Origin of the sequence: Bradyrhizobium sp. ISRA436, from assembly GCF_029910015.1 — a bacterium.
Lineage (GTDB): Bacteria > Pseudomonadota > Alphaproteobacteria > Rhizobiales > Xanthobacteraceae > Bradyrhizobium.
Window position 1 is genome coordinate 1,704,590 of the sequence record NZ_CP094519.1, and the last position, 25,105, is coordinate 1,729,694.

A 25,105-nucleotide genomic window follows, 5' to 3' on the forward strand; every position below is an offset into this window, starting at 1 on the left:
GTCATGCTGAGGAGGCCGCGCAGCGGCCGTCTCGAAGCACGACGGCCCGACTGGGGCCGTGCATCCTTCGAGGCTTGCTGCGCGAGCACCTCCAGCGACAACGGCAAAGCCGTTGCGCGGGGATGACGGGACAGCGCCAGGATGACGGAACCAGAGAAGGAGCTCAGCCGTAGACGAACGCCTTGTCCTTGAGGTCGATCGCCGGGAATTCGTCCTTCTCGGCCCAGTAGTCCTGGTTGTGCTGCCATTCCGGCTTGTCGCCGCGCTTCGGCAGCAGATGCATGCCGCGCATCATGTAGCCGGGGTTGAAGTTCTCCGGATCGATCCACGGCAGCAGCGGCATGTTGCGGTCTTCAGGGCGCAGCGCCGGCGTCACCTTGTTCGCGCCGGTCTCCTTCATGTGCTTGAGCATGCGGCAGACGAAATCGGCGACGAGGTCGACGCGCAGCGTCCAGCTGGCGCGGAAATAGCCGAACACCCAGACCAGGTTCGGCACCCCGGTGAACATCATGCCGCGATAGGTCACGGTATCGGCGAAATCGAGCGGCTTGCCGTCGATCTCGAAATCGATGTCGCCGTTGGCGGAGAGGTGGAAGCCGGTCGCGGTGATGATGATGTCGGCCTCGAGCTCCTTGCCGGACTTCAGCAGGATGCCCTTCTCGGTGAAGCGGTCGATCTCGTCGGTGACGACGGACGCCTTGCCGCCCTTGATGGCCTGGAACAGGTCGCCGTCCGGAATGAAGGCGATGCGCTGCCGCCACGGCCGGTAGCGCGGCGTGAAGTGGGTGGCGATGTCGTAGTCCTTGCCGAGATAGGCCTCCACCGCCGACAGCAAATCCTTCTTGGCGGCCTCGGGCTCTGCGAAGGTCTTGCGGGTGAAGGCGTCCTGGTCGAACAGGATTTTGCGGCGGGTGATCTCGTGGATCCAGTGCTCGTCGACCTGCAGCTTGCGCAGCTCCTCGGCGATCTCGATCGCGTTGCGGCCGGTGCGGAAATAGGTCGGCGAGCGCTGCAGCATGGTGACGTGGCCGGCGTCCTTCGCCATCGCCGGGATCAGCGTTGCGGCGGTAGCGCCGGAGCCGATCACGATCACGCGCTTGCCCTTGTAGTCGAGGTCCTCCGGCCACTTCTGCGGATGCACGATCGGGCCCTTGAACTTCGCCATGTCGGTCCATTCGGGCGTGTAGCCCTCGGCGTGGCGGTAATAGCCCTGGCACATCCAAAAGAAATTGGTGGTGAAGCGCAGCTTCTCGCCGGTGTCGATGCGCGTCGCATCGATGGTCCAGAGATTGGTCTCGTTCGACCACTTCGCCGCGGTGATGGTGTGGCGATAGCGGATGTGGGGCGCGAGGTGGTTCTCCTCGATCACCTCGCCCATATACTTCAAGATCTCGGCCGCAGTCGCGATCGGCGCGCTGGTCCACGGCTTGAAGCGATAGCCGAAGGTGTGCAGGTCGCTGTCCGAGCGGATACCGGGATAGCGATGAGTGGACCAGGTGCCGCCGAACGTCTTCTGCGTCTCCAGCACCACGAAGCTGGTGCCCGGGCATTGCGTCGTCAAATGATAGGCGGCGCCGACGCCGGAGATGCCGGCGCCCGCGATCAGGACGTCGAAATGTTCGGTTGTGACGGGCTCGGCGGCGCGGATTTGGGTCTGGACGTTCATCTTCCCTGGTCTTCTTGTTGGATGAGGCGGTTAAGCAAAACGCCGGAGCCTCGGCCCCGGCGTTCGCCGATATCGGAACTAGACCTCGCGGCGGCTCAGGAACGCCAGCCGCTCGAACAGATGCACGTCCTGCTCGTTCTTCAGGAGCGCGCCGTGCAGCGGCGGGATCAGCTTGCGCGGATCGCGCTCACGCAGCATCTCCGGCGTGATGTCCTCGTTCAGCAGCAGCTTGAGCCAGTCGAGCAGTTCGGAGGTCGAGGGCTTCTTTTTCAGGCCGGGCACCTCGCGGACCTCGAAAAAGATGCGCAGCGCCTCTTCCACCAGCCGCTTCTTGATACCGGGGAAGTGCACGTCGACGATCTTGCCCATCGTCTCGGAGTCCGGGAACTTGATGTAGTGGAAGAAGCAGCGGCGCAGGAAGGCGTCCGGCAGCTCCTTCTCGTTGTTCGACGTGATCATCACGATCGGGCGCAGCTTCGCCTTGATGGTCTCGCCGGTCTCGTAGACATGGAACTCCATGCGGTCGAGTTCGAGCAGCAGGTCGTTGGGGAATTCGATGTCCGCCTTGTCGATCTCGTCGATCAGCAGCACCGGGCGCTTCTGGTTGGCGAAGGCTTCCCACAGCTTGCCGCGCTTGATGTAGTTCTTGATGTCGGACACGCGCGCGTCGCCGAGCTGGCTGTCGCGCAGGCGCGAAACGGCATCGTATTCGTAGAGGCCCTGCTGTGCCTTGGTCGTGGACTTGATGTGCCAGGTGAGCAGCGGCGCGTCGAGCGCCTTGGCGACCTCCTCGGCCAGCACCGTCTTGCCGGTGCCGGGCTCGCCCTTCACCAGGAGCGGGCGCTCGAGCACGATGGCGGCATTGACGGCGACCTTGAGGTCATCGGTTGCGACGTAGTCCTTGGTACCCGTGAATTTCATCTATCTCTTTGCCTTGGTTCGTTCCTTGGCCAACTGGGCCTCAACATGAAACGACCGCTTTCGCAGCGGTCGTTCGGGGTGCAATTTCGTCGTTCACACACGTCTGACCAGCGACAGGATCACCAGCACGATCACCGCGCCGATGGTCGCGTTGATGACGTCGCGGATCGCGCTGCTTCCGAGGCTGATGCCGAGCCGCGGCAACAGCCAGCTGGCTACCAGCGCGCCGATGATGCCGACGATGATGTTGCCGATCAACCCGAAGCCGGCGCCGCGCACGATCTGCCCCGCGAGCCAGCCGGCGATCGCGCCGATCACCAGCGCCGCGATGATACCCATTCAAACCGCCTCTGCCTCAATGACCTGTCACATACAATTCTAGTTGAAAAACCCGGCCGGTCTAGCGCGGATTCCGCAGTGCAGCGGTGCCGAAAGCGGTATCGGCATGGAATGTCAGGTATCATCTTTCCGCTGTGCGGAATGACTGCCGGCTCGTGCGCGACTGTTACACCGTGCAAACACCTCTGCTGGACCGAGGGTCGCAGCCAGCCATCGGGTGGAAATGAATGGCTGACCTCGGGATGGAGCACGGCCGGGGCCCCTTGACGGCACCGGCCCAGCGGGCGATCTAGGTAACTATGTTCCTGCAGTTCTTCACATCGCTGCGCGACGCCCAGGTCCCCGTGACGCTACGGGAATATCTGACGTTGATGGAAGCGCTCGACGCCGATCTCGCCGAACAATCGGTCGAGAACTTCTATTATTTGTCGCGCGCCGCCCTGGTGAAGGACGAGCGCAATCTCGACAAGTTCGACCGCGTGTTCGGCTCCGTGTTCAAGGGGCTCGAGAGCTTGCTCGATGCCATGGACAAGGCCGAGATCCCTGAGGAGTGGCTGAAGAAGCTCGCCGAGAAATATCTCACCGAGGAAGAGAAGAAGCAGATCGAGGCCATGGGCTGGGACAAGCTCATGGAGACGCTGAAGAAGCGGCTCGAGGAGCAGAAGGGCCGCCATCAGGGCGGCAGCAAATGGATCGGCACCGCCGGCACCTCGCCGTTCGGCGCCCATGGCTACAATCCCGAAGGCGTCCGCATCGGGCAGGAGAAGAACCGCAACAACCGCGCGGTGAAGGTGTGGGACCGGCGCGAGTTCAAGGACCTCGACGGCAATGTCGAGCTCGGCATCCGCAACATCAAGGTCGCGCTGCGCCGCCTGCGCAAGTTCGCGCGGACCGGCGCGCCCGACGAACTCGACCTCGACACCACGATCAAGGAGACCGCCAACCACGGCTATCTCGACGTGCATATGCGTCCCGAGCGGCGCAACGCGGTCAAGGTGCTGGTGTTCTTCGATATCGGCGGCTCGATGGATTCGCATATTGAGCAGGTCGAGGAGCTGTTCTCGGCCGCCAAGAGCGAATTCAAGCACATGGAGTATTTCTACTTCCACAACTGCCTCTATGAAGGCGTGTGGAAGCAGAACAAGCGGCGCTTCACTGACCGCACGCCGACCTGGGACGTGCTGCACAAGTATCCGCACGACTACAAGGTGGTGTTCGTCGGCGATGCGTCGATGTCGCCTTACGAGATCATGGTCCCCGGCGGCTCGGTCGAGCATGTCAACGAGGAGGCCGGCTCGGTCTGGCTCGATCGCATCATCCGCACCTATCCGCATGCGGTGTGGCTCAATCCGGTGGCGCAGAAGCACTGGGATTATTCGGAATCGACCACCATCATCCGCCGCATCTTCTCCGAACGCATGTATCCGATTACGATCGAGGGTCTGGAGAATGCGATGAGGGAGCTGGTGCGATAAGCGCACAAGGCGTCGCGCGCCCACGGGCGTGCCAACAACATCAAGGGAGAGTCCCATGGCCCAGACCATTCACCGTGGCATCAAAGCGATGATCGACGAGGCCAATGCCGAGATCGAGACCATCAGCGCGGCCGATGCGATCACGCTGATCGGCAAGGACGACGTCGTCATTGTCGACATCCGCGATCCCCGCGAGATTGAGCGCGACGGCAGGATCCCCGGCGCTTTCTCCTGCACCCGCGGCATGCTGGAATTCTGGATCGACCCGAAGAGCCCCTACGCCAAGCCGATCTTCCAGGAAGACAAGAAATTCATCTTCCACTGCGCCGGCGGCCTGCGCTCTGCGCTCGCCGCCAAGACCGCAAAGGACATGGGCCTGAAGCCGGTCGCGCATATGGGCGGCGGTTTCGCGGCCTGGCGCGACGCCGGCGGGCCGATCGAGGCGTGGGAGCCGAAGAAGAAAGGTTAGTAGATGTCACACGCGGGCCTGACCCGCGCGTCCATCATTTCAAAAGATGGATTGCCGGACCAAGTCCGGCAATGACGATTGGAGAAATGCGCATCATGACCGTTGCCGACGATCCGCTTGTCTCAACAGAATGGCTGGCCGCGCATCTCGGCGACGCCAAGGTGAAGCTCCTTGACGCGACCTTCAAGCTGCCGGGCGTGCTGCCGCTGCCGAAGGACGACTACCTCGCCGCGCATCTTCCCGGCGCGGTGTTCTTCGACGTCGATGCTGTGTCGGATCATTCCAATCCGCTGCCGCACATGTTTCCTAGCGCCGAGCAGTTCGGCCGCGACGTCGGCGCGCTCGGCGTCAGCAACGCCGACACCGTCGTGATCTATGATGCCGGCGGCTGGGTGGCCGCGCCTCGCGCCTGGTGGATGTTCCTCTCGTACGGTCACCGCGATGTGCGCATCCTCAATGGGGGCTTGAAGAAGTGGCGCGCCGAGGGCCGCCCCGTCGACAGCGGCGAGGCGACGCCGCAGCCTGCGACCTTCAGGGCGAGCTACGATCCGAAGCGCGTGCGCAGCATCGAGCAGATGATCGCCAATGTCGAAAGCAGCAAGGAGCAGGTGATAGACGCGCGCGCCGCCGATCGCTTCGAGGGGCGCGCGCCGGAGCCGCGGCCGGGCATCCGCGCAGGCCACATCCCGGGTGCCCGTAACGTCCCTTACAACGTCCTGTTCGATGCCGCGACCGGCGCCATGAAGCCGCTCGACGATCTGCGCGCAGCGTTCACGGGGGGCGGCGTGAAGCTCGATGCGCCGATCGTGACGAGCTGCGGCTCGGGCGTCTCGGCCGCCGTGCTGACGCTCGCACTCTACCGGCTCGGCATCACCGACACCGCGCTGTATGACGGCTCATGGTCGGAATGGGGGCAGGCCGGCGGCCCGCCGATTGCAACGGGGCCGGCCTGACGACGGCGCTATCGTCGGGTCACGGTCACTGGCTGGCCAAACGGATCCAGCACCTGCTGCTGGACCACCGCCTGCCGGGCCGGTCGCGCACGGGCCACTCGGCGGCGCTCCTTGCGATGCGCCGGCTTGCGGCTCGCGCTGTGGTCCGGCTTCTTCTTCGCCTCGGCGGTCGCGTGCTTCGTCCCTGCAGACTTCTGTGGAGCGGGCTGTTCGATCACGACTTCCGGTCCGCCCAACGTTGCGATCTTGCTCTCAGCCGCGATCGCTTCGGGCGATGGCGGTGGCGCCGGTTCCGGCGCAACCATGGCTGGCGCTAATGGGGCGGATACGGGTTCGCTGACTGCGGCGGGCGGCTCAACCACCGCAGCGACCTTCGGCTCGGCGGGAGCGGGCGCAGCTCCGGCGGCCGCCGGAGCCGGCTGCGCCACCGGCGCGGCCTCTGTGGCTTGCGGCGCGGCCTCAGTCGGTGGCGGAATGTCCGTGACCGGGGCCTGCGGAGCGGCCTCGGCGGCCTGCACCGGCGCGGCGCCTTCCACGGCCTCCGTCACAAGCGTCGGTGCAGCCGGGGGAGGCAGATCATCCGCCGCCTTCACGGCAGCGACCTTCTCCGGTTCGGCGGCCGGCGGTGGCTCTGCCGGGGCGGTGGGTTCGGACGCGGCGGGGATCGATGGCGATGGGCTATCCGCTGTCACCTTGTCGGTGAGCGGCGCGTCCGCGGGCGGGTCGACGCGCATCATCGCAAGCACCGGCGGCTGGGCGAATTGTGGCTCGGGCGGAGCCTGGCGGGCGGGAATGCTGGCGAATTCCTCATGCGCGGCGCGGAACAGCGCCGCGGCACCCAACCCGAACACCAAGAGCGACGTCGCCAGCACGATCGCGGCGAACAAGAAACGGAGGCCGGGAAGCATGGGCGCGGGTTCCCCCTTCTGCGCGGGGTCTTGATGAACAGGGAACGCGGTGACCACTCGAGGAGGCCAGTGTCGCGAGCGCGAATCAGGCCGATTCGAGGATATCGCAACGCTTGAAGACTGTTTGTTACAAAATGCGGGTGATTGATGATTTCGGGCACGTAGACAGTCTTTTCCAAGCCATGGGACACCGTTGCCGTAGTCACACGGGATCACAAAATGCCCGAATTGGGCTGGGTTTCGCGGATTTGTCTTGAATGCGCCGCTATCTTCGGTCATTGGGCCGTTAACGGTCCGGTGTGGCTTGGGGACTATACAAGAGCAATGATGATCAACCGCATTCTGACGATTTGCGCTGCCGCGGCACTTGGGGTGGCAGGAACCTCGTTTGCGCATGCGCAGCAGGGTTATCCGGCTCCCCAGGGTCCCGCCTATTCCGCGGCGCCCCAGCCCTATTCGCCGGGCAACATGCCGAATTTCGACTCGCTCGACGATGACGATGCGCCGCAGAATTCGGCCTCGTTGCCGCCACCCGGTCCTGTGATGTCCCCGGATGACCCGCGCTATGGGCGTCCGATGAATGCCCAGCCGGCTTACTCCGATCGTGCGCCATCGGGCCCGGTGATGTCGCCGGACGATCCGCGCTACGGCCGCCCGATGGGGCCGCCACCGGTGATCTATGCCGACCGCCCGCAGGGTGGATCGCAGCAGCAACAGGCCTACGGTGACGGCGGCGTTCCGGCCGCAAACGTGGTCTATCCCGCCAATCCGAATGGAAATGATCGCAACGGAATGCGCCCGCCGGGCGCAGTGAATGCGGCCGGTGTCACCGGAACGGTGCCGCCGCAGTCGCCTCCGATCGGCGCCGACGGCAAGCCGGTGCAGATTGCTGCCCTGCCGCCGGATGAGCAGCCCGAAGACGGTCCGGCGCAACTTGCGCCGAATCTGCGTCGCCAGGAAGTGGCGTTCCAGACCAAGGAGCCGCCGGGCACCATCGTGGTCGATACGCCGCACACCTATCTCTACTACGTTCTCGGCAACGGTCGGGCCATCCGTTACGGCGTCCGCGTCGGCCGCGATGGCTTCACCTGGACCGGCGTGCAGAAGATCACCCGCAAGGCCGAGTGGCCGGATTGGCATCCGCCGCCGGAGATGATCGAGCGTCAGCCCTATCTGCCGCGCTTCATGGCCGGCGGACCCGGCAACCCGCTCGGTGCCCGTGCGATGTATCTCGGCTCGACCGTGTACCGTATTCACGGCACCAACCAGCCGTCGACCATCGGCAAGTTCGTGTCGTCGGGCTGCATCGGCATGCTGAACGAAGACGTCTCGGACCTGTTCGATCGGGTCAAGGTCGGCACCCGCGTGGTTGTCTGGCCGGGCAACCCGCCTGCGGGAACGGCGACGGCATCCGCCGCGCCGACACCCGACAGCACCTCGGTGGCTGCTGCCGCCCCGCAGGCTCAAGCCGCGCCGCTGCCCGGCACGCAGCCGACCTCCGTCCAGCCGCTGCCTGCGCCGGTCACGGTCCGCTAAGGTTTGTACTCAATCAGATGTATAATTTTACGTGGAGATATGATTCAAGCTCTGCATTTGCGGGGCTTGGATCATGGCGGGCGAGTTTTGGTTGAATGATCGGCAGTGGGCAGCAATCGAGCCCTTGCTGCCGCAAAATCAGCCCGGCGCTCGTCGAGTCGATGATCGCCGCGTGATCAGTGGCATCATCCATGTGTTGAAGTCCGGCTGCCGCTGGCGCGATTGCCCGGCAGTGTTCGGCCCTTACACGACCGTCTACAATCGCTGGAACCGCTGGTCGCGGCGCGAGGTCTGGCGCAATCTGTTCGAAGCACTTCGGGGCCTGTCGCCCGATGACGACTTCCAGGCCATCGATTCCACGACCGCCAAGGCGCACCGTGCGGCGGCCGGTGGAAAAGGGGGGCGGAGGCTCAGGCCATCGGTCGTTCCCGCGGTGGCAGGACCACCAAGATCCACGCCGTCTGCGACAGTCTCGGACGCGCCATCGCGCTCGAAGTAACGCCAGGTCAGCGTGGTGACATCCGCGCGGCGCTGCCCCTGCTCAGCTCTCTGCCACCACCGCGTTGCTGTGCGGCCGACACGGCCTATGACGCGAACGAACTGCGGCAATTCCTCATCGAACGGGGAACAACCCCGGTCATCCCAAACAATCCCACCCGAAAACGCTTCCATCCGTTCGACCGCGCCGCATACAAGCGGCGCAACCTCGTCGAGCGCATGTTTTGCAGGCTCAAGGACTGGCGGCGCATTGCAACCCGCTATGACAAGCTCGCCAGAAACTTCCTCTCGGCCGTCAATCTTGCTGCCGCTATCATTTGGTGGACCTGATTGAGTCCGGACCTTAGAGCGCGATGAGATTAGGTTGAGAGGAGTGGCGGCGGTTCACCTCTCCCTTGGGAGAGGTCGACGCGTAGCGCCGGGTGAGGGATTACGGTCTCTCGTTAAAGCCGCGGCCCCTCACCCGATTTGCTGCGCAAATCGACCTCTCCCCGTCGGGGAGAGGTCGCCGAACCGATTCGATCCAAATTCATTGCGCTCCAGGCTGGCTCACAATTCATCGAAAACGGCGCGCGAACAGCGCGCCTTTTTTGTTGTAACAAGCTGGGCATCTCGACGTTGCCGACGCGAGGCATGCGATGCACGAAGCCCGCCTGACCTACCCACCGCTGAACACGCCGAAGCCGGTCGCAGACGACGTGTGGATCGTCGATGGCCCCGTCATCCGGTTCGGTCCGCGCTGGCTCAGGATGCCGTTTCCAACACGTGCGACGATCATTCGGCTCGCCGGGGACAGGCTGTTCGTTCATTCGCCGACGCCGCTGGATGACGCGCTCAAGGCCGAGATTGCGCGCCTCGGCAAGCCTTGCTGGATCGTCGGACCAAACCGGCTGCATTACTGGTGGATACCGGATTGGCATGCTGCCTATCCCGAGGCACGCGTCTATCTCGCACCCGGGATCAGGCAGCAGGCCGGCGCGCGGCTGGCCTGCGATGGCGAGGCGCTGGACCGGCCATCGGGCTATCCCTGGGACGACGCGATCGCGACGTTGCCAGTCGCAGGGAAGTACATGACGGAGGTCGTGTTCTTCCATCGCCCGTCGCTGACGCTGGTGCTGACCGACCTGATCGAGAATTTCGAGGCGGGCCGGATCAACTCATCGCTGATGCGATTTCTGACCTGGATCGGTGGCGTGCGCGATCCCGACGGCAGCACGCCGCGCGACATGCGGCTGACCTTCGCGAAGAACGGTGCCACGGTGAAGGCCGCCGTCGCCTCCATGATCGAATGGAATCCCGAACGGATCATCCTCGCCCATGGCCGCTGGTACGACCGTGACGGCGGCGCCGAGCTTCGACGCGCATTTCGCTGGATATTGAAGTCGTAGAGGCGTCGCCGCTCTCGCAGTTCGGTCGCGCTGAGCGTGGTTCCGTGCGCCTCAGGCCAGACGCCGCGGCAGCTCGCCGCCCTTGGCGAAGGCGTCGATGCAATCGACCATCTGCCCGTAATGCGTCTGCAGGCCTTCGCGCGTTGCGTAGCCGAGATGCGGCGTGATCACGACATTATCGAGCTTGCGCAACGGATGGTCCGATGGCAGCGGCTCGACCGCGAACACATCGATGCCGGCACCAGCGATCTTCCTCTCGCGGAGCACCGCGAGGAGGGCATCCTCATCGACGATCGGTCCGCGCGCCGTGTTGATGAGATAGGCCGACGGCTTCATCCGCGCGAGGTCGGCGGCACCGACCAGCCCACGCGAGCGTGGGCTCAGCACGACATGGATGGTGATGATGTCTGCGGTGGCGAACAGCTCGTCCTTGCTGGCGTAACCGACGCCGACCTCCTTGCACTTCTCGGGCGTGAGGTTGGGACTCCAGGCGATGACGTTCATGCCGAACGGCTTGGCCATGCCGGCGACCTTGCTGCCGAGCTTGCCGAGGCCGATGATGCCGAGCGTCTTGCCCTCGATCTCGGTGCCGGCAAAGGTCTGCCAGGGCTCGCCGGCATGCATCCGTGCGTTCTCGCGGCCGATGCCGCGGGTGAGTTCCAGGATCAGGCCCATGGCCAGGGCCGCGGTGGGATCGCGGCCGTACTGCGTGCCGCACAGCACGATCTTGCGATCCTTGACCGCCTCCATGTCGATCGACGCGTTGCGCATGCCCGAGGTGATCAAGAGCTTCAGCCTAGGCAGGCCCTCGAGCAGCGAGCGCGGAAATGGGGTACGCTCGCGCATCGCGCAGATGATGTCGAAATCTTTCAGCTTCGCCGCCGCATCGGCCTCGCCTGCGAACGGCTTGTCGAAGACGCTGACATCGACGCGGTCCTTGATCCGGGGCCAGTCGGCGACCGAAAGCGCGAGATCAAAATAGTCGTCGAGGATTGCACAGCTGAGCCGCGTCATTGGCAGGTCCGTTCATGGCGAGGGCGACGGCGAATATGCACCGTCGTGGGTCGTCATGGTCGCGCGCAATCGGCGGGCGCGCAAGCGGCTGTGGTGACGGCTGTTATGCGGACGGAGAGGACTTGTGCGCCTTCGCGGTGCGGATTTCGGCGAGCATCGATTGCACAGCGGGTGACACGGCGACGTGCTTGGCGCGCCAGGCCGGGCCCGGGCCACGCATATAGTGCAGTTCCGGCCGATAGGGGTTGAACGCCCTCGCAATGAAGGCGCGCCAGAAGGCACGGAATTCGTTGAACAGCCCGGTCTCGCTTCTGGTCGCCGGGCGCGGGAAAGATGCCGAAGTGATGGTAGCCATGACGCGGCCTCTACTCATTTGATCGCGGTTTCGCCGCGAAAAACGCCATTTTCGGCGCCTGAAAACGAGTTTTGGCCTGATTTATTAAAAGATGGTTTCAATTGTCGTGATCCGGCGCACACATGGTGTCGAACCGGTAATCGCTCGTGGTGAACGGCCGGAAAACGCCGGTCCCGCGGTTGCGCTTTCGGGGGCTGGCCGTTACATCGGCGGCAGCAAAATTTCCACAAATCGGATCAATTCCAGGGACAGCGGATGGCGCGCCAGTTCATCTATTTCATGCAGGGTCTGACCAAGAGCTACCCGACCCGCAAGGTGCTCGATAACATCCATCTGAGCTTCTACCCGGACGCCAAGATCGGCGTGCTCGGCGTCAACGGCTCGGGCAAGTCGACGCTGCTCAAGATCATGGCCGGCCTCGACAAGGAATATACCGGCGAGGCCTGGGTCGCCGACGGCGCCCGCGTCGGCTATCTCGAGCAAGAGCCGCACCTCGATCCCAAGCTTTCCGTTCGCGAAAACGTCATGCAGGGCGTCGCCAAGCAGAAGGCGATCCTCGACCGCTACAACGAGCTTGCGGTCAACTATTCGGACGAGACCGCCGACGAGATGACCAAGCTGCAGGACGAGATCGAGGCCCAGGGCCTGTGGGATCTCGACAGCAAGGTCGACCAGGCGATGGACGCGCTGCGCTGCCCGCCCGACGACGCCGACGTCACCAAGCTCTCGGGCGGCGAGCGCCGCCGCGTCGCACTGTGCCGCCTCTTGCTCGACCAGCCAGACCTGTTGCTGCTCGACGAGCCGACCAACCATCTCGACGCCGAGTCGGTGTCGTGGCTGGAAAGCCATCTGCGGAACTATCCGGGCGCGATCCTGATCGTCACCCACGACCGCTACTTCCTCGACAACGTCACCGGGTGGATTCTCGAGCTCGACCGCGGCCGCGGCATTCCCTACGAGGGCAACTACTCGTCCTGGCTGGTGCAGAAGCAGAAGCGGCTCGAGCAAGAGGGCCGCGAGGAGGCCGCGCACCAGAAGACGCTGGCCCGCGAGCAGGAATGGGTCGCGTCCTCGCCGAAGGCGCGTCAGGCCAAGTCGAAGGCGCGCTACCAGCGCTACGAGGATCTGCTCAAGAAGGCGAGCGAGAAGCAGACCCAGACCGCGCAGATCATCATTCCGGTCGCCGAGCGGCTCGGTGCCAACGTGGTCGACTTCGAAGGCCTCAGCAAGGGCTTCGGCGACCGCCTGCTGATCGACGATCTCACCTTCAAGCTGCCGCCCGGCGGCATCGTCGGCGTGATCGGCGCGAACGGCGCCGGCAAGACCACGCTGTTCAAGATGATCACCCAGCAGGAAACGCCGGACAAGGGCACGATCACGGTCGGCGAGACCGTGCATCTCGGTTATGTCGATCAGTCGCGCGACGCGCTCGACGGCAGCAAGACCGTGTGGGAGGAGATCTCCGGCGGCAACGAGCTGATCCTGCTCGGCAAGAAGGAAGTCAATTCGCGCGGCTATTGCTCGGCCTTCAACTTCAAGGGCGCGGATCAGCAGAAGAAGGTCGGCGCGCTCTCCGGCGGTGAGCGCAACCGCGTGCATCTCGCCAAGATGCTGAGGTCGGGCGCCAACGTGCTGCTGCTCGACGAACCGACCAACGATCTCGACGTCGACACGCTGCGCGCGCTGGAAGAGGCGTTGGAGGATTTCGCCGGCTGCGCCGTTATCATCAGCCACGATCGCTGGTTCCTCGACCGCATCGCGACCCACATCCTGGCCTTCGAGGGCGACAGCCATGTCGAATGGTTCGAAGGCAACTACCAGGACTATGAGAAGGACAAGATGCGCCGGCTCGGCCAGGACAGCATCATTCCGCATCGCGTGAAGTACAAGAAGCTGACGCGGTGATCGAGCGGCCGGGACGGTCGAACCTGTCGAGGAATGCCTCACGCGCGACGCAGAAGGGTGACACAGAATGTCTACGGATGGCCCTGCAGGCGTGAATAAGCCCGGAGGAAACTACGTCCCCGTCGTGATCCACGGCGGACTTGCCTATGTGAGTGGTCAATTGCCTCGCCGCGGCGAAGATCTCCTTTACTCCGGCAAGGTCGGAGCCGCCGTCGATATTAAGGCCGCCCAGGAAGCTGCCGCGTTGTGCGCTGATCTCTGCATATCCGCCGTCAGACATGCCGCGGGCGGTGAGGACAAGATCGTCCAAGTCTTGAAGGTCGTGGGGTATGTCGCCTCGGCGCCAGGATTCACCCAGCAATCACAAGTCGTGAATGGCGCCTCGGATCGGCTCATCGAACGTCTCGGCGAGCGCGGGCGGCACGCACGCACCTCGATCGGCGTTGCCGAGCTACCGCGAGGCGCGCCCATCGAATTGGAGATGGTTGTCGCCGTTCGTTCACAGAGCTGAGCTCGACAACTGAAGACGATGCCGTGCTGCCGACCTGTGGCCGGCGGAGAAGGCTGAAGGAGCGGTAAGATCGTGACCGCACCGCGGCGCAATCTGCGGCCAGTTGTCGCTTTTCAAGCGCCTGGGATTGCGTAGATAGAGCGCTCTGCAATCCAAATTCCGCGAGCTATCCGACATGTCCGCCATCTCCGACGTGCGTGCGCCCCTGAAGGGCCGGTCGCTGCGTCCAGTTCCCATGCTGATCTTCGGATCGCGCTGGCTGCAATTGCCGCTCTATGTCGGCCTCATCATTGCCCAGGGCGTCTATGTGGTGCTGTTCCTGAAGGAGCTCTGGCACCTGTTCGCCCATGCCTTCGATTTCAGCGAGCAGCAGATCATGCTGGCCGTCCTCGGCCTGATCGACGTCGTGATGATCTCGAACCTGCTGGTGATGGTGATCGTCGGCGGCTACGAGACCTTCGTGTCGCGCCTCAATTTGCAGGGCCATCCCGACGAGCCGGAATGGCTCAGCCACGTCAACGCAAGCGTGCTGAAGATCAAGCTGGCGATGGCGATCATCGGTATCTCCTCGATCCATCTGCTGCGCACCTTCATCGAGGCGGGCGCGTTGACGTCGGGCAAGGGCAACTACACGGAGACCGGCGTGATGTGGCAGACCATCATCCACTGCGTCTTCATCCTGTCGGCCATCGGGATCGCCATCGTCGACAAGCTGTCGAACGACTCGATCGAGGGAGCCAAGCAGCAGGCCGCGCACTGAGCGCAGCCCTTGCGCCGCCTGCGGTTCACAGCCATCCGGTGTCGTGATAAGGCTCACGGCACGAACATGACGGGCGTCGCCGGACGGCGCGCCCATTGGACCGCTGCGTGAACAGGCTGTTGGATTTGACATTCCTCCGCGCATTCGCCCTCGGGCTTCTGCTTTTATCCTGGCCCATCGTCTCGCCCGCGCGCGCTGCAGATGCCGCCTTCACCCAGTTCATCGCCTCGCTGTGGCCGGAAGCACAGGCCGCCGGAGTGTCGCGCGCGACTTTCGAGCGCGAGACCCGCGGGCTCGAGCCCGACTACAAGCTGCCCGACCTCATTCTGCCCGGGCGTCCCAAGACCGGCGCGCCGGCGCAGGCCGAGTTCGTGCAGGTGCCGGCTGATTACATCAAGGAAGCCTCCATCGCGCGGCTTGCGGCCGAAGGGCAGAAGCTGCTGCAGAAATATCGCCCGCCGCTCGACGCGATCGAGAAGCGCTTCGGCGTGCCGGCCCCGATCGTGCTGGCGATCTGGGGTCGCGAGACTGACTACGGCCGCTATGCGCTGCCCTACGACACGCTGCGCGTGGTCGCGACGCAAGCCTATGTCGGCCGCCGCAAGGATCAGTACCGCACCGAATTCATCCTGGCGCTGAAGATCCTCGGCGAGGGCATGGTGAAGCGCAAGGAAATGACCTCCTCCTGGGCCGGCGCGACCGGCTACACCCAGTTCCTGCCGTCCGAGTATTACAAGCACGGCGTCGATCTTGATGGCGACGGCCGCGTCGATATCTGGCACTCGGTGCCGGATGCGCTCGCCTCCGCGGCGCAACAGCTCGTCAACAAGGGTTGGCAGCCCGGCGTGCGCTGGGCCTACGAGGTCAAGGCGCCGGCCGATGTCGATTGCACGATGGGTGTGCCCGAGGTGACCAGGCCGATCGGCCAGTGGCTCCGCGCCGGTTTCGTGCCGGTGCGCGGGCTGAAGCTCAGCGCCGCCGAGCAGGCGCAGCCGGCCTCGCTGCTGCAGCCGGAGGGCATCTACGGCCCGGCTTTTCTGACCACGAAGAACTACTTCGTGATCAAGGAGTACAATTTCTCCGATCTCTACGTGCTGTTCGTCGGCCATCTCGCCGACCGCATGACAAGCCCGCTGTCGTTTGCGACGCCGTGGTCGGCGTCGACGCAGCTTCGCTCCGCCGACGTCGAGGCCATGCAGCATGAATTGACGCGGATCGGCCTCTACAAGGACAAGCTCGACGGCAAGGCCGGAATGCTCACCCGCGCCGCGCTCGGTGCCTATCAGAAACAGGCCGGGCTGAAGGTCGATTGTTGGCCGAGCGACACGGTGCTGCGCGCGATGCGCGGCCAACGCTGACAGTCGATCCGGGGGAGGAAGCGCGGTGCGCGACAGGCTGTTTCTTCTCAAGCCCGGCTTCGAGGATCCGGCCTTCCCCGGCCAGCGCTTCTATTGCTGGCACTGCGCGTTGCTGGAAGGCGTGCTTGCGTCATTTCCTGACCTTGAGGAGGCGATCGACGTCGAGCGGATCGCGTGGCCGCGGCCAAGGCAGGCGGTTGTGGCGCTCATCGGTGTCGAGAACCAGTCGCTGCCGGTTCTCGTGCTTGCCGACGATGCTGAACACGGGCTCGAAACCGGTCGAGCAATCGGCCGCCGGTTCGTTGAGGGCAAGGACGCGATCCTGCGCGCGCTGACGCTGCGGCACGGAATTCCCGGGGCGCATCCGTGACCAGAGAAAAACCCGGCCGCAAGAGGCCGGGTTTCGAAAACTAATGCTGAAGTCGCGTCGATGGATCAGTCGCAAACCTGGACGCGACGGAAACGCCAGCCATAGCCGTCCCAGAACCGCTCGCGAACCCAGCGGCAAGGGGCTTCTTCGACGTAGACCGGGGCCGGTGCAACATAGACCGGGGCGGGACGGGCTCCCGCAATAGCGCCGCCGAGCAGGGCGCCGCCGATCAGGCCGCCGGCAACGCCGGCCGCGATCGCGCCGCCGTCACCGGCCTTGGCGGCCGGAGCAACGGCCAGCGAACCGGCAATCGTAGTGACGGCGACAAGGGCAGCTAAAGTCTTCTTCATGTCTTTGGCTCTCCTGGAAGGGGTGGCGCCGTGGTCCGACGCCGGTTTGAGATGACTCACACGCTGGTTCGAACTGCTGTCTTGCTAAACAGCGCAGAACAGTCAATCGAAAGTAAACGTCGGCGGCTCTATCGGCCAAGAAAGCGGTTTTTTCAGGCCACATAAAGCGGACGTCCCGGAAAACAGTCGGTTCTCCGGAACGTCTGGTTCGACTTAATCAAGATGAACGGCGATTAATCGCAGACCCTGACGCGGCGAATCCGCCAGCCGTAGCCATCCCAGAAGCGCTGGCGCTGCCAATAGCAGTCCGGGCCGTAGTAGTAGCCGGGCCCTGCAACATAAGCCGGTGGCGCGTAATAGCCGGGGCCGTAATAGCCGTTCTGCGATGCGATCGCGCCGCCGACAATGGCGCCGCCAATCAAGCCTGCAGCGACGCCAGCGGCGACACCGCGTTGTGCGTGGGCAGGGGCGGGGACCGCCACGGTCGAAACCGCCAAGGCGGCGGCGGCGCAAAGCGCCAGCAATGTCTTCTTCATGGCCTCACCTTTTCTCTCGCGAGCGGGGACAGCATGCAAGTGATCTGTCTCGCCGAAGGTTCCATATTTCGCTTGAACGATCAATGAACGGAGCCGCCTCATTTGGCCACGAATGCGTGTAGATTTCGCCACGTCTCGCGCCGCACAAACCGAGGACGTATCTGTGGACAACGGAGACATGGGGCATGGCGATAAGCGTATGACGGGCTTGATGATCACGGTCGCCGGCGCCTCGCTCGTCGCTTACGTCCTGAGGTCCGCGAACGCGGAGCACGGCCGCAGACGGCACAGCGGGGCCGGTGACGGCGCGAGCGATCCCAGCGGAGACGGCGAGGGCTTCGGCTGGTTCAGCAGTAGCTCCGATAGCGGCGGTTCCGGTTACTGCAGCGCCGACGGCGCGGTGGCGACTGCGGCGGCGGCGATGGAGGAGGTGGTGGCAGCGGCGATTGAGTGCCACTGGCCTGACGAGCGCCAGAATGGGCTTCAATGCCCGACCAGTTTAGACTCGTTCCAATATGAATCCCGCATCAGTTTGGAATTGCTTCAAAAAGCGCTTTTTCCTTTTGCATCCGGCGAGACCCGACAATATCGATAATGGCAAGCATCACCGATGGACCTGCCCGTGATTGTCTGTTCCTGTAACGTCCTCAGCGACCAAGATGTCCGCAATGCCGTGAGCACCGGCGGGTCCCTGACACGAAATGCCAAGCAGATGTACGGCTGCCTCGGCTGCAGCGCCGAATGCGGCCGTTGCGCGCGCACGATCAAGGCCATCATCGATGAGGCGCTGGGTCCCTGCGCCAAGGCCTGCTGCGCCGGCTGCCCGCACAGCCATCCCCACGCGGCCAACGACGAGGATGCCGAGCCCGCCGAATTCGCGCTCGCGGCCTGCTGATCCCTCCCCAAATCGACTGCAATCAGGATTATCCACGCGCTTCCGCGGAGGGTTGCCCTTGCCAGCGATCTGACTTAGAAGCATTCTAAAGTTGGAATCTGGCCGATTAGGCCGCGACAGGTGGAGTGGATCATGCAAGGCGACCCGAAGGTCATCGATTATCTCAACAAGGGGCTGCGCAGCGAACTGACCGCCATCAACCAGTACTGGCTCCACTATCGGATGCTGGACAACTGGGGCCTGTTGGAGATGGCCAAGGTCTGGCGCAAGGAATCCATCGAGGAGATGGAGCACGCCGACAAGTTCGTCGCTCGCATCCTGTTCCTTGAGGGTTTTCCGAATCTGCAGGTGCTTGATCCCCTGAAGATCGGCCAGAACGTCCAGGAAATCATCGAGTGCGATCTCGCGTCCGAAATCGCCGCACGCGCGCTGTACGAGGAGGCGGCGACTCACTGCCACGGCGTCAAGGACTATGTCAGCCGCGACCTGTTCGAGGAGCTGATGAAGGACGAGGAGGATCACATCGACTTCCTCGAGACCCAGCTCGACCTGATCAAGCGTATCGGCCTTGAGCTCTACACCCAGAAGCACGTCGGCCATCTGAAGGGCGAGGATTCCTGAGCGGCGTTCGCTGGATCATCCTCAAAATTGCAAGAGGCCGCCCATACGGGCGGCCTCTTTCGCTTGTGGTATCGGTTGGATCCGGCGCGTCAGTAGCACCGGGTGATGTTGACGGTTCGGTCTCCACCGCGTCCGGGAACCGTGACACTCTCGGTCGGACAGCTCGACACATAGGGACGGTCCGACGGCACGACCGCCGGCGGATAGCGATGCGCCCAGTCCCAGGGAACGTCATAGGTGTAGGTGTAGCGGATGTCGTTCGAGATCGGCGGCGCGGCCTCGACGAGCGGCTCTTCGAACGGGCCGTAATCAAAGCCGACGGTGGCCGGCCAGAAGGTGCCGGGCACACGTCCATGATGACGGAAGGCCGGATGGTGCGTGGCGAACGCACCGCGCGCCGCCGCTCCCGATCTTGCGAAAGTCTCGGTCGCGCCCGCAAACATCAGCGCGGCAACGCCGGCGGACGCAACAAGCGTCCGATAGATTCTACAGGCCATGGCACGCACCAATTCTTGCGTTACGGACTCGGTGAGGGACGCTAAGCCGTGCCCCGCTGCGTCCGCAAACTCATACTTAATTATTAGTTAAGAAGTAATCTTAATAGGGAGACTTGTCTCAAAATCTCGGGAGGCGCCGCCGTATCTACGTTACAGCTGGGTCTTGTAGCGCTCGTAGACCGCCTCCTGGGTCTCCGGTTCGCCGAGCGCGGTCTGCTCGTGAATCACCTGGCTGATGCTCGGAAACACCTTGCGTTCGACCCGCGTCTCTGTCGCCCACAATTTCGAGCGCATCAGCGCCTTGCCACAATGGAAATAGGCTTCCTTGACATCGACGCGCAGCACTGCGCGTGGCGGCTTGCCGAACTCGATCATCGCCGCAAGCAGATCCGGATCGGCCGACAGCCGGCCCTTGCCGCCGACCCGCAGCGTCTCGTCGATGCCCGGCACGAAGAAGATCAGCTGCAGGAGGCCCGTGCCTTCGACGATGTTGCGGAAACTGTCGATGCGATTGTTGCCGGAGCGGTCCGGCAGCAACAGTTCATTTGGCCCTGTCACGCTGACCAAGCCCGGCGTGCCGCCACGCGGCGACGCATCGACGCTGCCGTCGGAGCCGGAGGTTGCCAGCACGCAGAACGGCGACATCTCGATGAACTTTCGCGCGTGCACGTCGATCTCCGGACGCGCTTTGGCGATCACGCGTGCGGTCGGCTGCGGATAGATCGTGGCGAGGTCGGTTGCGGCAAGATCGGTCACGGCGCTCTCCCATCGGATGAAACCTGAGATTAGCACCGAGCGCCGGGCGCCGTCATCTCGACGTCATCTGAACCGCGTCCGCGGGAACGAAGCAGTTGTTGATGCGATTGGGCAGGAACGGGTGCTGAGATGCATGCTCAACGAATCGCCGAAACGAAGCCACGGGACCTGATGCAGTGCGACATCATCGTTGTCGTTCAAGGCGATTTCTTCGCCTGCGGCTTCCTGGTCGGCTTTGCAGTGATGTTGTCCCAGGCCAACTTGAGCGCGCTGCGCAGCGTGGTGGCATCGGCTTTCGCAAGGCGGACATTGGTGCTGCCGCCCTTGCCCCAGCCGCCCGGCACGGGCCGGAAGATCTCCGGCTCCGCCTCGACGATCATCGCCTGCTGCTCCGGCGTCAGCTTCACCATGCCCCAATCCTCGTCGGGATAGCCTAAGGTTGCGAAGATGCGCTTGCCGACACGGAAATCGGCGTGGCCCTGATGGGCGCTCTCGATCGCGTCAGGCAGACTGAGCGCGATCTTGCGGAAGCGGTCCTGCGACATCGGCTGATTTCGATCGCTACATCGTCCGCTGCGGGGCGGGATAGTCTGCAGCCATGGCCGGTACCGACATCAAGACCAGAGCGGCCACAAGCGCCGCGCACAAACGGATCATCGCGCCTTCTCCCCGAGCGCGGCGCATTTGTCCAGCCGCGTAGGCGCAAGCCTATCATGACAGAGCGAGCTCTCCGAGTGGCCCGCCGCGCGATCGGGGGAGAATTGTCGCGCTAGCTCGCCCTCAAGATGTTGAGCGCATACCATCCCCAGTAGACGCGATGGCGCTGGATCAGGCCGTCCTTGATCTCCATGACCTCGACGAGATCCATCTGATCGCCGTCCGGAGACTGTCGCGGATACTCCCAGGTGATGATCCGGCCGTCGGTGAAGAAGCCTTGCTTGAAGCGCCTGCGCTGCGGCGGGTTGGTGCGGAACACCCGCGTGACGAACTCGCGCAGCACATCCTTTCCGCGGACGATCCCCTCGCTTGTCTGCATCAGGTGCTGAACCAGCGGGCTTTCGATCGAGGCGTCGGGGGCATAGAGCACCAGCGCCGCTTCCAAGTCCTTGTTGCCGAGGGCTTCGTCCCAAAGCCTGTAGATGCGTTCCGCATCGTTCCTGTCGGATGTCATGACTGTTCCCTTGTCTTTCTGTTGACCTGTACCGATTTGAGCTGAAGACGCGGCTCTGACGTTTCAGGAAAATCTGAAATGAGTTTCGTAGCGTCCTGAATATGGTTAGGACGTTGCGGTCGACGTGGAGGACGATGCGGTGGGATCATCCCAGTCCGTGCAGACAGGATTTTCGCGGATCGCGGAGGCGCTTGGCGATCCGGCGCGCGAGGCGATGGTCAGCGCGCTCGCCGATGGCAAGGCGTTGCCCGCCGGCGAACTTGCCGCCGTCGCTGGGATCTCACCGCAAAGTGCGAGCGCGCATCTGCAGAAGCTGGTCGATGCGCGCGTGCTGTCGGTCTGGGCTCAGGGCAGGTTCAGGTATTATCGGATCAAGGACGACGACGTTGCGGCGTTGATCGAGACCCTGGTCGACCTGGCCGCCAGAACCAATGCCACGCGCAGGCGAGCGATGCCGGCCGAGCAGCTTAGGCAATCTCGCACCTGCTACCATCATTTGGCGGGTCAGCTTGGCGTGCTGCTGTCGAATGCGCTGGTTCGCCGCCGGCTCGTCGTCGTCGATGGCCGCAGCGGTCACGTGACCGAGCAGGGGCTGGCCTGGTGCCGGGCCGAGGAGATCGATTTCGACCCTGCGCGGCAGCCGCATCTGCGGCTCTGCAACGACTGGACCGAGCGCGTGCCGCATCTCGCCGGTCCCTTTGCCAATGCGGTGCTCGCGCGACTGCTCGCGGCGCGCTGTGTCGCACCGCATCGCATTCCGCGTGCGTTGCAGATCACGGATAGGGGACGGGCGTTCTTCGATCGGCTAGGCGTGCAGGTTCCGTTTTGACTACGTCAAATACGCTAGCGGCCGTCATCGACATCCGTCTCGGGGCGATCGTTGCCGGCGGCGGTTTCGGTCGTCCACTTGCCGTCGGAGGTTTCGTACTGGATCGCCTCGGTGCGCCCGGGGACGCGTTGCTCCGTCGCGGCCCGGCGCGCGGCGGCGAGCGCTGCGGCATGCGTTGGAAACGGTTCCGAAAACACCCCGTTGACGGTATAGGCCCAGCCACCATCGTGCTGAACGACCTTATAGATCACGTGGCTCATCGGGAACCTCGCTCCGCTTTGGACGATGAGGGCTGCCAGAATAAACCACGATGTCGTATTTTGCAGCAGCCGATCGTCCTTGGGGCAGCCGCCCCCTCATCCGGGGGCGAGGGAGACCATCATGTGCCGCAACATCAAGACACTGTTCAACTTCGAGCCGCCCGCCACGGAGGAGGAGATCCACGCCTCAGCGCTGCAGTTCGTGCGCAAATTGTCCGGCTTCAACAAGCCGTCGCAGGCGAATGAGGCCGCGTTCAATCTTGCCGTGTCCGAGGTCTCCGAGGCGGCGCGAAAACTCCTGATCTCGTTGCAGACCACGGCGCCGGCGCGCGACCGCGAGGTCGAGGCTGAAAAGGCGAGGGAGCGCTCCCGTTTGCGGTTCGGCTGAGGCCCCGACATTCCGTGATGCAGGTCACGGTCGTTGCGCTGGTGTCGTCGGCCGCTTGCGCGGGCACGTCCGAGGGCTACGGCATGGGCGGCTGGATCGGCAAATTCCAGCCCGAGACAGACCGGGCCAACGCTACGCGCGAGCTATTCCGCATCAAGGGACATTGTCAGTCGAACTGCACGCTATTCCTCGGGCTGCGCAATGTCTGCGTCGAGCGCAGCGCGACGCTGTTGTTTCACGCCGGCCACGACCGCCAGCGCAACATCAATGCGACGTCGACCCAGCGGATGCTGAATGCCTACAAGCCCGCGCTACGGCAATACGTGCTTGCGCATCACTACATGGATACGCTGGAATTCCACGCGATCCCGGGCGCGATGATCATCGACCGGTTCGGCTACAAGGAGTGCCCGCGCAGCTAAGGACAAGAAGGGTTACTTCTTGTCCTTCTTGCGGTGCTTCTTCTTTTTCTTGTGATCATCGTCGTCGTCATCATCTTCGTCGTAATCGCCGGGGTCGACGTCAAGGGCGATCGCCTCCGCGGCTGCGCGTTCGGCTGCGTCGCGCTCGGCCTGCTCGGCCGCTTCGCGCTCCTTGGCGCGCTTGTAGTCTTCCCAGGCGTCGAAGATCATGTGCAGCCATGGCATCACTTGGTCGATTGACGGCAACTGCCCGGGCGGTCCGGCTTCGCCGCGCGGCCCCGCGGGACCCTGCGGGCCTTGCGGACCAGGCTCGCCGCGGGCGCCTTGCGGGCCCGCCTTGCCCGGCGTCCCGGGCTTGCCCTGCGGGCCTGCCTTGCCGACCGGCCCAGCCTTTCCCTGGGGACCCGGCTTGCCGCGCGGGCCTTCCGGCCCCGGCCGCCCCGGATGGCCCTGTGGACCCGGACGTCCCGGCTCGCCCTGACGGCCTTGCGGCCCCTGCGGTCCCCGCAGCCCCTGGCGGGAAGTTGCGTCGTCAGCCACTGATATGCTCCGTCAAGATTTCAGGCTGCTTGTAACAGAGGTTGGATGACAGCTTCAATTCTGGCGGCCAATGCTGATGCAAGCGATCAACAGTCATAATTCGATGTGTTGGTGACGATGGAGGGCGCGTTGCGGATTCTGAATGACACGCGTGGCGAGGCTGCAGGCGGACCTGCACGGTTGCCGACGCTCGATATCGTGGTCGCGCGGCACGACCTGCTTGACGAGGAGACCTTGCGCGGTACTGGCGTCCTCGATCTCTATGAAGAGCTGTTTCCCGCGAGCGAGCGCGACGATTCGGACGATATCGTGCACTGGGTGCTATCAGATGATGTCGGCGAGCCGCGGTCCTTCACTCTCGACGGTCAGGAGATGTCGTATTGCCTCGACTCGCGCTTCTTCATTCTGCGCGCCGCCGAGCGGGCGATCGGGCTCGGCTTCTTCACCTGCGATCACGCAAGCAATCTGATCTTTTGCAACTATGTCGGCGTACAGAAGGCGTGGCGGGGCGGCGGCCTGGCGCGGATGTTTTATCGCGAGATGATCGACATGCTCGACGAATTGTTTCCGCGCAATGTCGGCGTGGTGCTGGAAGTCGAACCGTTCGATCGTGACAGGGTGGAGGCAATCATCGCCGATCTCGAACGTTCGGGCGGTCGATTGCTGGAGGCGCATGAGCAGGCTGAGATCCGCAAATTTCTTCGCGTGAGCTGGTATCACAAGCTCGGCTATTCCTTCTTCTGCGATGCGCGTATGAGGAAGCCGCTGCGGTGCCGCTCGCCGTGTCTCGATCCGACGTTACCGCCGTCGGCCTGGGCCGGTGCGGAAGAGAACTACTGGCTGATGTGGCACGCGCGGAGCGACGGGCCGCGCGCAGCGACCAACGCTCGCGAACTCTGGCGGAAGGCCGTGACCGCGATCTATGTCGAGATCCTCGCAAAGTCGCTGGTCGCGGAGGATCCATGCGACCGGCGCGACTATTGGGACTATGCGGTCGCGCTGACCGCGCAGACGCTGCAACAGACCGCGGCAACCGAAATGAGCCTCGCAAGCTATCTCGGTCCCGACGACAGCCCGCTGCTGTCGCGCTGGCGGCGCCTTGCGATCGACCTGCCGATCTGAGCCGCTAGCCGCCGCCGTGATCGGCGTGCGGCGGCACGACGATGCCGTCGGCGGAATACTCGCGTATCTTGTTCCGCAAGGTCCGGACCGACAGCCCGAGCACGCGCGCGGCGCGGGTGCGGTTGCCGTCGCAGCGCGCCAGCGTCTGCAGCACGAGCTCCCGTTCGACCTCGTCGACGGTCGCACCGATCAGCAGTGGCACGATTTCATTTGGGGCCAGCGACGGCAGCAGCACAGCTTCCGGCGCAGGCAGGGTGGACGCGTAGGACATTGACACCTCCCGATCAACGCC

The 25,105-nt window shown here is 63.9% G+C and carries 32 protein-coding genes and 1 pseudogene; 18 read left to right on the plus strand and 15 right to left on the minus strand.

The genetic code is table 11. The features are described 5' to 3' along the window. Nucleotides 1-163 precede the first annotated feature (163 nt). From MTX23_RS08115 to MTX23_RS08125, 3 genes are all read right to left on the minus strand, one after another. Complete coding sequence (locus MTX23_RS08115; protein WP_280976101.1) at nucleotides 164-1,666, minus strand: NAD(P)/FAD-dependent oxidoreductase; 1,503 nt, start codon at nucleotides 1,664-1,666, stop codon at nucleotides 164-166. 78 nt (nucleotides 1,667-1,744) lie between these two features. Beyond that, the gene (locus tag MTX23_RS08120; RefSeq protein WP_280976102.1) at nucleotides 1,745-2,587 is read right to left on the minus strand and encodes a MoxR family ATPase; all 843 of its coding nucleotides are present in this window, start codon (nucleotides 2,585-2,587) and stop codon (nucleotides 1,745-1,747) included. 93 nt (nucleotides 2,588-2,680) lie between these two features. Then, on the minus strand, nucleotides 2,681-2,926 hold the full coding sequence (locus tag MTX23_RS08125) for a GlsB/YeaQ/YmgE family stress response membrane protein (RefSeq protein WP_280976103.1): 246 nt from the start codon (nucleotides 2,924-2,926) through the stop codon (nucleotides 2,681-2,683). Between the two features lie 299 nt (nucleotides 2,927-3,225). On the opposite strand from MTX23_RS08125, the gene MTX23_RS08130 reads away from it, so the two are divergent. The 3 genes from MTX23_RS08130 (at nucleotide 3,226) to sseA (ending at nucleotide 5,823) form a co-directional block, all read left to right on the plus strand. After that, nucleotides 3,226-4,401: a VWA domain-containing protein gene (locus MTX23_RS08130; protein ID WP_280976105.1), complete on the plus strand. Its 1,176-nt coding sequence runs from the start codon at nucleotides 3,226-3,228 to the stop codon at nucleotides 4,399-4,401. Between the two features lie 55 nt (nucleotides 4,402-4,456). Then, nucleotides 4,457-4,870 carry a rhodanese-like domain-containing protein gene (locus MTX23_RS08135; RefSeq protein ID WP_280976106.1) on the plus strand — a complete coding sequence of 138 codons (414 nt, stop codon included), beginning with the start codon at nucleotides 4,457-4,459 and terminating at the stop codon, nucleotides 4,868-4,870. A gap of 95 nt (nucleotides 4,871-4,965) precedes the next feature. Further along, the gene (sseA, locus tag MTX23_RS08140) at nucleotides 4,966-5,823 is read left to right on the plus strand and encodes a 3-mercaptopyruvate sulfurtransferase (RefSeq protein ID WP_280976107.1); all 858 of its coding nucleotides are present in this window, start codon (nucleotides 4,966-4,968) and stop codon (nucleotides 5,821-5,823) included. A gap of 8 nt (nucleotides 5,824-5,831) precedes the next feature. Here the strand turns inward: sseA and MTX23_RS08145 are convergent, their stop codons facing one another. Beyond that, nucleotides 5,832-6,731, minus strand: a complete 900-nt coding sequence (locus tag MTX23_RS08145) for a hypothetical protein (RefSeq protein ID WP_280976108.1) — start codon at nucleotides 6,729-6,731, stop codon at nucleotides 5,832-5,834. Nucleotides 6,732-7,055: 324 nt separating this feature from the next. On the opposite strand from MTX23_RS08145, the gene MTX23_RS08150 reads away from it, so the two are divergent. The 3 genes and pseudogenes from MTX23_RS08150 to MTX23_RS08160 all read left to right on the plus strand — a co-directional run bounded on the left by MTX23_RS08150 (nucleotide 7,056) and on the right by MTX23_RS08160 (nucleotide 10,153). Next, nucleotides 7,056-8,267 (plus strand): L,D-transpeptidase, encoded by a 1,212-nt coding sequence (locus MTX23_RS08150; protein WP_280976109.1) that lies wholly within the window; start codon nucleotides 7,056-7,058, stop codon nucleotides 8,265-8,267. Between the two features lie 73 nt (nucleotides 8,268-8,340). Next, nucleotides 8,341-9,095 (plus strand): annotated as a pseudogene (locus MTX23_RS08155) (IS5 family transposase). Nucleotides 9,096-9,403: 308 nt separating this feature from the next. Then, nucleotides 9,404-10,153 carry a DUF4336 domain-containing protein gene (locus tag MTX23_RS08160; RefSeq protein ID WP_280976110.1) on the plus strand — a complete coding sequence of 250 codons (750 nt, stop codon included), beginning with the start codon at nucleotides 9,404-9,406 and terminating at the stop codon, nucleotides 10,151-10,153. Nucleotides 10,154-10,204: 51 nt separating this feature from the next. On the opposite strand, the gene MTX23_RS08165 is transcribed toward MTX23_RS08160, so the two are convergent. Together MTX23_RS08165 and MTX23_RS08170 are read right to left on the minus strand one after the other, a co-directional pair. After that, the gene (locus MTX23_RS08165; protein ID WP_280976111.1) at nucleotides 10,205-11,167 is read right to left on the minus strand and encodes a D-2-hydroxyacid dehydrogenase family protein; all 963 of its coding nucleotides are present in this window, start codon (nucleotides 11,165-11,167) and stop codon (nucleotides 10,205-10,207) included. Between the two features lie 103 nt (nucleotides 11,168-11,270). Further along, nucleotides 11,271-11,522: a hypothetical protein gene (locus MTX23_RS08170; RefSeq protein WP_280976112.1), complete on the minus strand. Its 252-nt coding sequence runs from the start codon at nucleotides 11,520-11,522 to the stop codon at nucleotides 11,271-11,273. A gap of 255 nt (nucleotides 11,523-11,777) precedes the next feature. On the opposite strand from MTX23_RS08170, the gene ettA reads away from it, so the two are divergent. The 5 genes from ettA (at nucleotide 11,778) to MTX23_RS08195 (ending at nucleotide 16,426) form a co-directional block, all read left to right on the plus strand. Continuing rightward, nucleotides 11,778-13,427, plus strand: coding sequence for an energy-dependent translational throttle protein EttA (gene ettA / locus MTX23_RS08175; protein ID WP_280976114.1), 1,650 nt, complete (start codon nucleotides 11,778-11,780; stop codon nucleotides 13,425-13,427). Nucleotides 13,428-13,494: 67 nt separating this feature from the next. Next, nucleotides 13,495-13,938 carry a RidA family protein gene (locus MTX23_RS08180; RefSeq protein WP_280976115.1) on the plus strand — a complete coding sequence of 148 codons (444 nt, stop codon included), beginning with the start codon at nucleotides 13,495-13,497 and terminating at the stop codon, nucleotides 13,936-13,938. Nucleotides 13,939-14,113: 175 nt separating this feature from the next. Next, complete coding sequence (locus MTX23_RS08185) at nucleotides 14,114-14,698, plus strand: TIGR00645 family protein (RefSeq protein ID WP_280976116.1); 585 nt, start codon at nucleotides 14,114-14,116, stop codon at nucleotides 14,696-14,698. A gap of 158 nt (nucleotides 14,699-14,856) precedes the next feature. Continuing rightward, complete coding sequence (locus MTX23_RS08190) at nucleotides 14,857-16,056, plus strand: lytic murein transglycosylase (protein ID WP_280978002.1); 1,200 nt, start codon at nucleotides 14,857-14,859, stop codon at nucleotides 16,054-16,056. Between the two features lie 25 nt (nucleotides 16,057-16,081). After that, complete coding sequence (locus tag MTX23_RS08195) at nucleotides 16,082-16,426, plus strand: DUF3088 domain-containing protein (protein WP_280976118.1); 345 nt, start codon at nucleotides 16,082-16,084, stop codon at nucleotides 16,424-16,426. Nucleotides 16,427-16,491: 65 nt separating this feature from the next. Here the strand turns inward: MTX23_RS08195 and MTX23_RS08200 are convergent, their stop codons facing one another. Both MTX23_RS08200 and MTX23_RS08205 read right to left on the minus strand, forming a co-directional pair. Continuing rightward, a complete protein-coding gene (locus tag MTX23_RS08200) occupies nucleotides 16,492-16,776 on the minus strand; it encodes a hypothetical protein (protein ID WP_280976119.1) in 285 nt (94 codons plus the stop codon). Nucleotides 16,777-17,009: 233 nt separating this feature from the next. Then, nucleotides 17,010-17,312 carry a hypothetical protein gene (locus MTX23_RS08205; RefSeq protein ID WP_280976120.1) on the minus strand — a complete coding sequence of 101 codons (303 nt, stop codon included), beginning with the start codon at nucleotides 17,310-17,312 and terminating at the stop codon, nucleotides 17,010-17,012. 211 nt (nucleotides 17,313-17,523) lie between these two features. Between MTX23_RS08205 and MTX23_RS08210 the strand changes: the two genes are divergently transcribed. From MTX23_RS08210 to bfr, 3 genes are all read left to right on the plus strand, one after another. Further along, on the plus strand, nucleotides 17,524-17,907 hold the full coding sequence (locus MTX23_RS08210) for a hypothetical protein (protein ID WP_280976122.1): 384 nt from the start codon (nucleotides 17,524-17,526) through the stop codon (nucleotides 17,905-17,907). A gap of 27 nt (nucleotides 17,908-17,934) precedes the next feature. Further along, complete coding sequence (locus MTX23_RS08215) at nucleotides 17,935-18,207, plus strand: (2Fe-2S)-binding protein (protein WP_280978003.1); 273 nt, start codon at nucleotides 17,935-17,937, stop codon at nucleotides 18,205-18,207. A 132-nt stretch (nucleotides 18,208-18,339) separates the two neighbouring features. After that, nucleotides 18,340-18,828, plus strand: a complete 489-nt coding sequence (bfr, locus tag MTX23_RS08220; RefSeq protein ID WP_280976123.1) for a bacterioferritin — start codon at nucleotides 18,340-18,342, stop codon at nucleotides 18,826-18,828. A gap of 89 nt (nucleotides 18,829-18,917) precedes the next feature. Here the strand turns inward: bfr and MTX23_RS08225 are convergent, their stop codons facing one another. The 4 genes from MTX23_RS08225 to MTX23_RS08240 form a co-directional block, all read right to left on the minus strand. Beyond that, nucleotides 18,918-19,325, minus strand: a complete 408-nt coding sequence (locus MTX23_RS08225; RefSeq protein WP_280976124.1) for a hypothetical protein — start codon at nucleotides 19,323-19,325, stop codon at nucleotides 18,918-18,920. Between the two features lie 150 nt (nucleotides 19,326-19,475). Continuing rightward, a complete protein-coding gene (locus tag MTX23_RS08230) occupies nucleotides 19,476-20,081 on the minus strand; it encodes an MSMEG_1061 family FMN-dependent PPOX-type flavoprotein (protein WP_280976125.1) in 606 nt (201 codons plus the stop codon). A 197-nt stretch (nucleotides 20,082-20,278) separates the two neighbouring features. After that, nucleotides 20,279-20,626 carry an MmcQ/YjbR family DNA-binding protein gene (locus tag MTX23_RS08235; RefSeq protein WP_280976126.1) on the minus strand — a complete coding sequence of 116 codons (348 nt, stop codon included), beginning with the start codon at nucleotides 20,624-20,626 and terminating at the stop codon, nucleotides 20,279-20,281. A 224-nt stretch (nucleotides 20,627-20,850) separates the two neighbouring features. Continuing rightward, a complete protein-coding gene (locus MTX23_RS08240; RefSeq protein WP_280976127.1) occupies nucleotides 20,851-21,252 on the minus strand; it encodes a nuclear transport factor 2 family protein in 402 nt (133 codons plus the stop codon). Nucleotides 21,253-21,409: 157 nt separating this feature from the next. On the opposite strand from MTX23_RS08240, the gene MTX23_RS08245 reads away from it, so the two are divergent. Beyond that, a complete protein-coding gene (locus tag MTX23_RS08245; protein ID WP_280976128.1) occupies nucleotides 21,410-22,081 on the plus strand; it encodes a metalloregulator ArsR/SmtB family transcription factor in 672 nt (223 codons plus the stop codon). A gap of 14 nt (nucleotides 22,082-22,095) precedes the next feature. Here MTX23_RS08245 and MTX23_RS08250 read toward each other — a convergent pair whose 3' ends face one another. Then, entirely contained in the window at nucleotides 22,096-22,341 is a 246-nt protein-coding gene (locus MTX23_RS08250) for a DUF2188 domain-containing protein (protein WP_280976129.1), read from the minus strand. A 121-nt stretch (nucleotides 22,342-22,462) separates the two neighbouring features. Between MTX23_RS08250 and MTX23_RS08255 the strand changes: the two genes are divergently transcribed. Together MTX23_RS08255 and MTX23_RS08260 are read left to right on the plus strand one after the other, a co-directional pair. Continuing rightward, the gene (locus MTX23_RS08255) at nucleotides 22,463-22,729 is read left to right on the plus strand and encodes a DUF2277 domain-containing protein (protein WP_280976130.1); all 267 of its coding nucleotides are present in this window, start codon (nucleotides 22,463-22,465) and stop codon (nucleotides 22,727-22,729) included. A 17-nt stretch (nucleotides 22,730-22,746) separates the two neighbouring features. Further along, a complete protein-coding gene (locus tag MTX23_RS08260) occupies nucleotides 22,747-23,151 on the plus strand; it encodes a hypothetical protein (RefSeq protein ID WP_280976131.1) in 405 nt (134 codons plus the stop codon). Nucleotides 23,152-23,163: 12 nt separating this feature from the next. Here MTX23_RS08260 and MTX23_RS08265 read toward each other — a convergent pair whose 3' ends face one another. Continuing rightward, nucleotides 23,164-23,691: a collagen-like protein gene (locus MTX23_RS08265; RefSeq protein WP_280976132.1), complete on the minus strand. Its 528-nt coding sequence runs from the start codon at nucleotides 23,689-23,691 to the stop codon at nucleotides 23,164-23,166. 129 nt (nucleotides 23,692-23,820) lie between these two features. Between MTX23_RS08265 and MTX23_RS08270 the strand changes: the two genes are divergently transcribed. Next, a complete protein-coding gene (locus tag MTX23_RS08270; protein ID WP_280976133.1) occupies nucleotides 23,821-24,813 on the plus strand; it encodes a hypothetical protein in 993 nt (330 codons plus the stop codon). A 4-nt stretch (nucleotides 24,814-24,817) separates the two neighbouring features. On the opposite strand, the gene MTX23_RS08275 is transcribed toward MTX23_RS08270, so the two are convergent. Continuing rightward, nucleotides 24,818-25,084, minus strand: coding sequence for a helix-turn-helix domain-containing protein (locus MTX23_RS08275; RefSeq protein ID WP_280976134.1), 267 nt, complete (start codon nucleotides 25,082-25,084; stop codon nucleotides 24,818-24,820). Nucleotides 25,085-25,105: the final 21 nt, after the last annotated feature.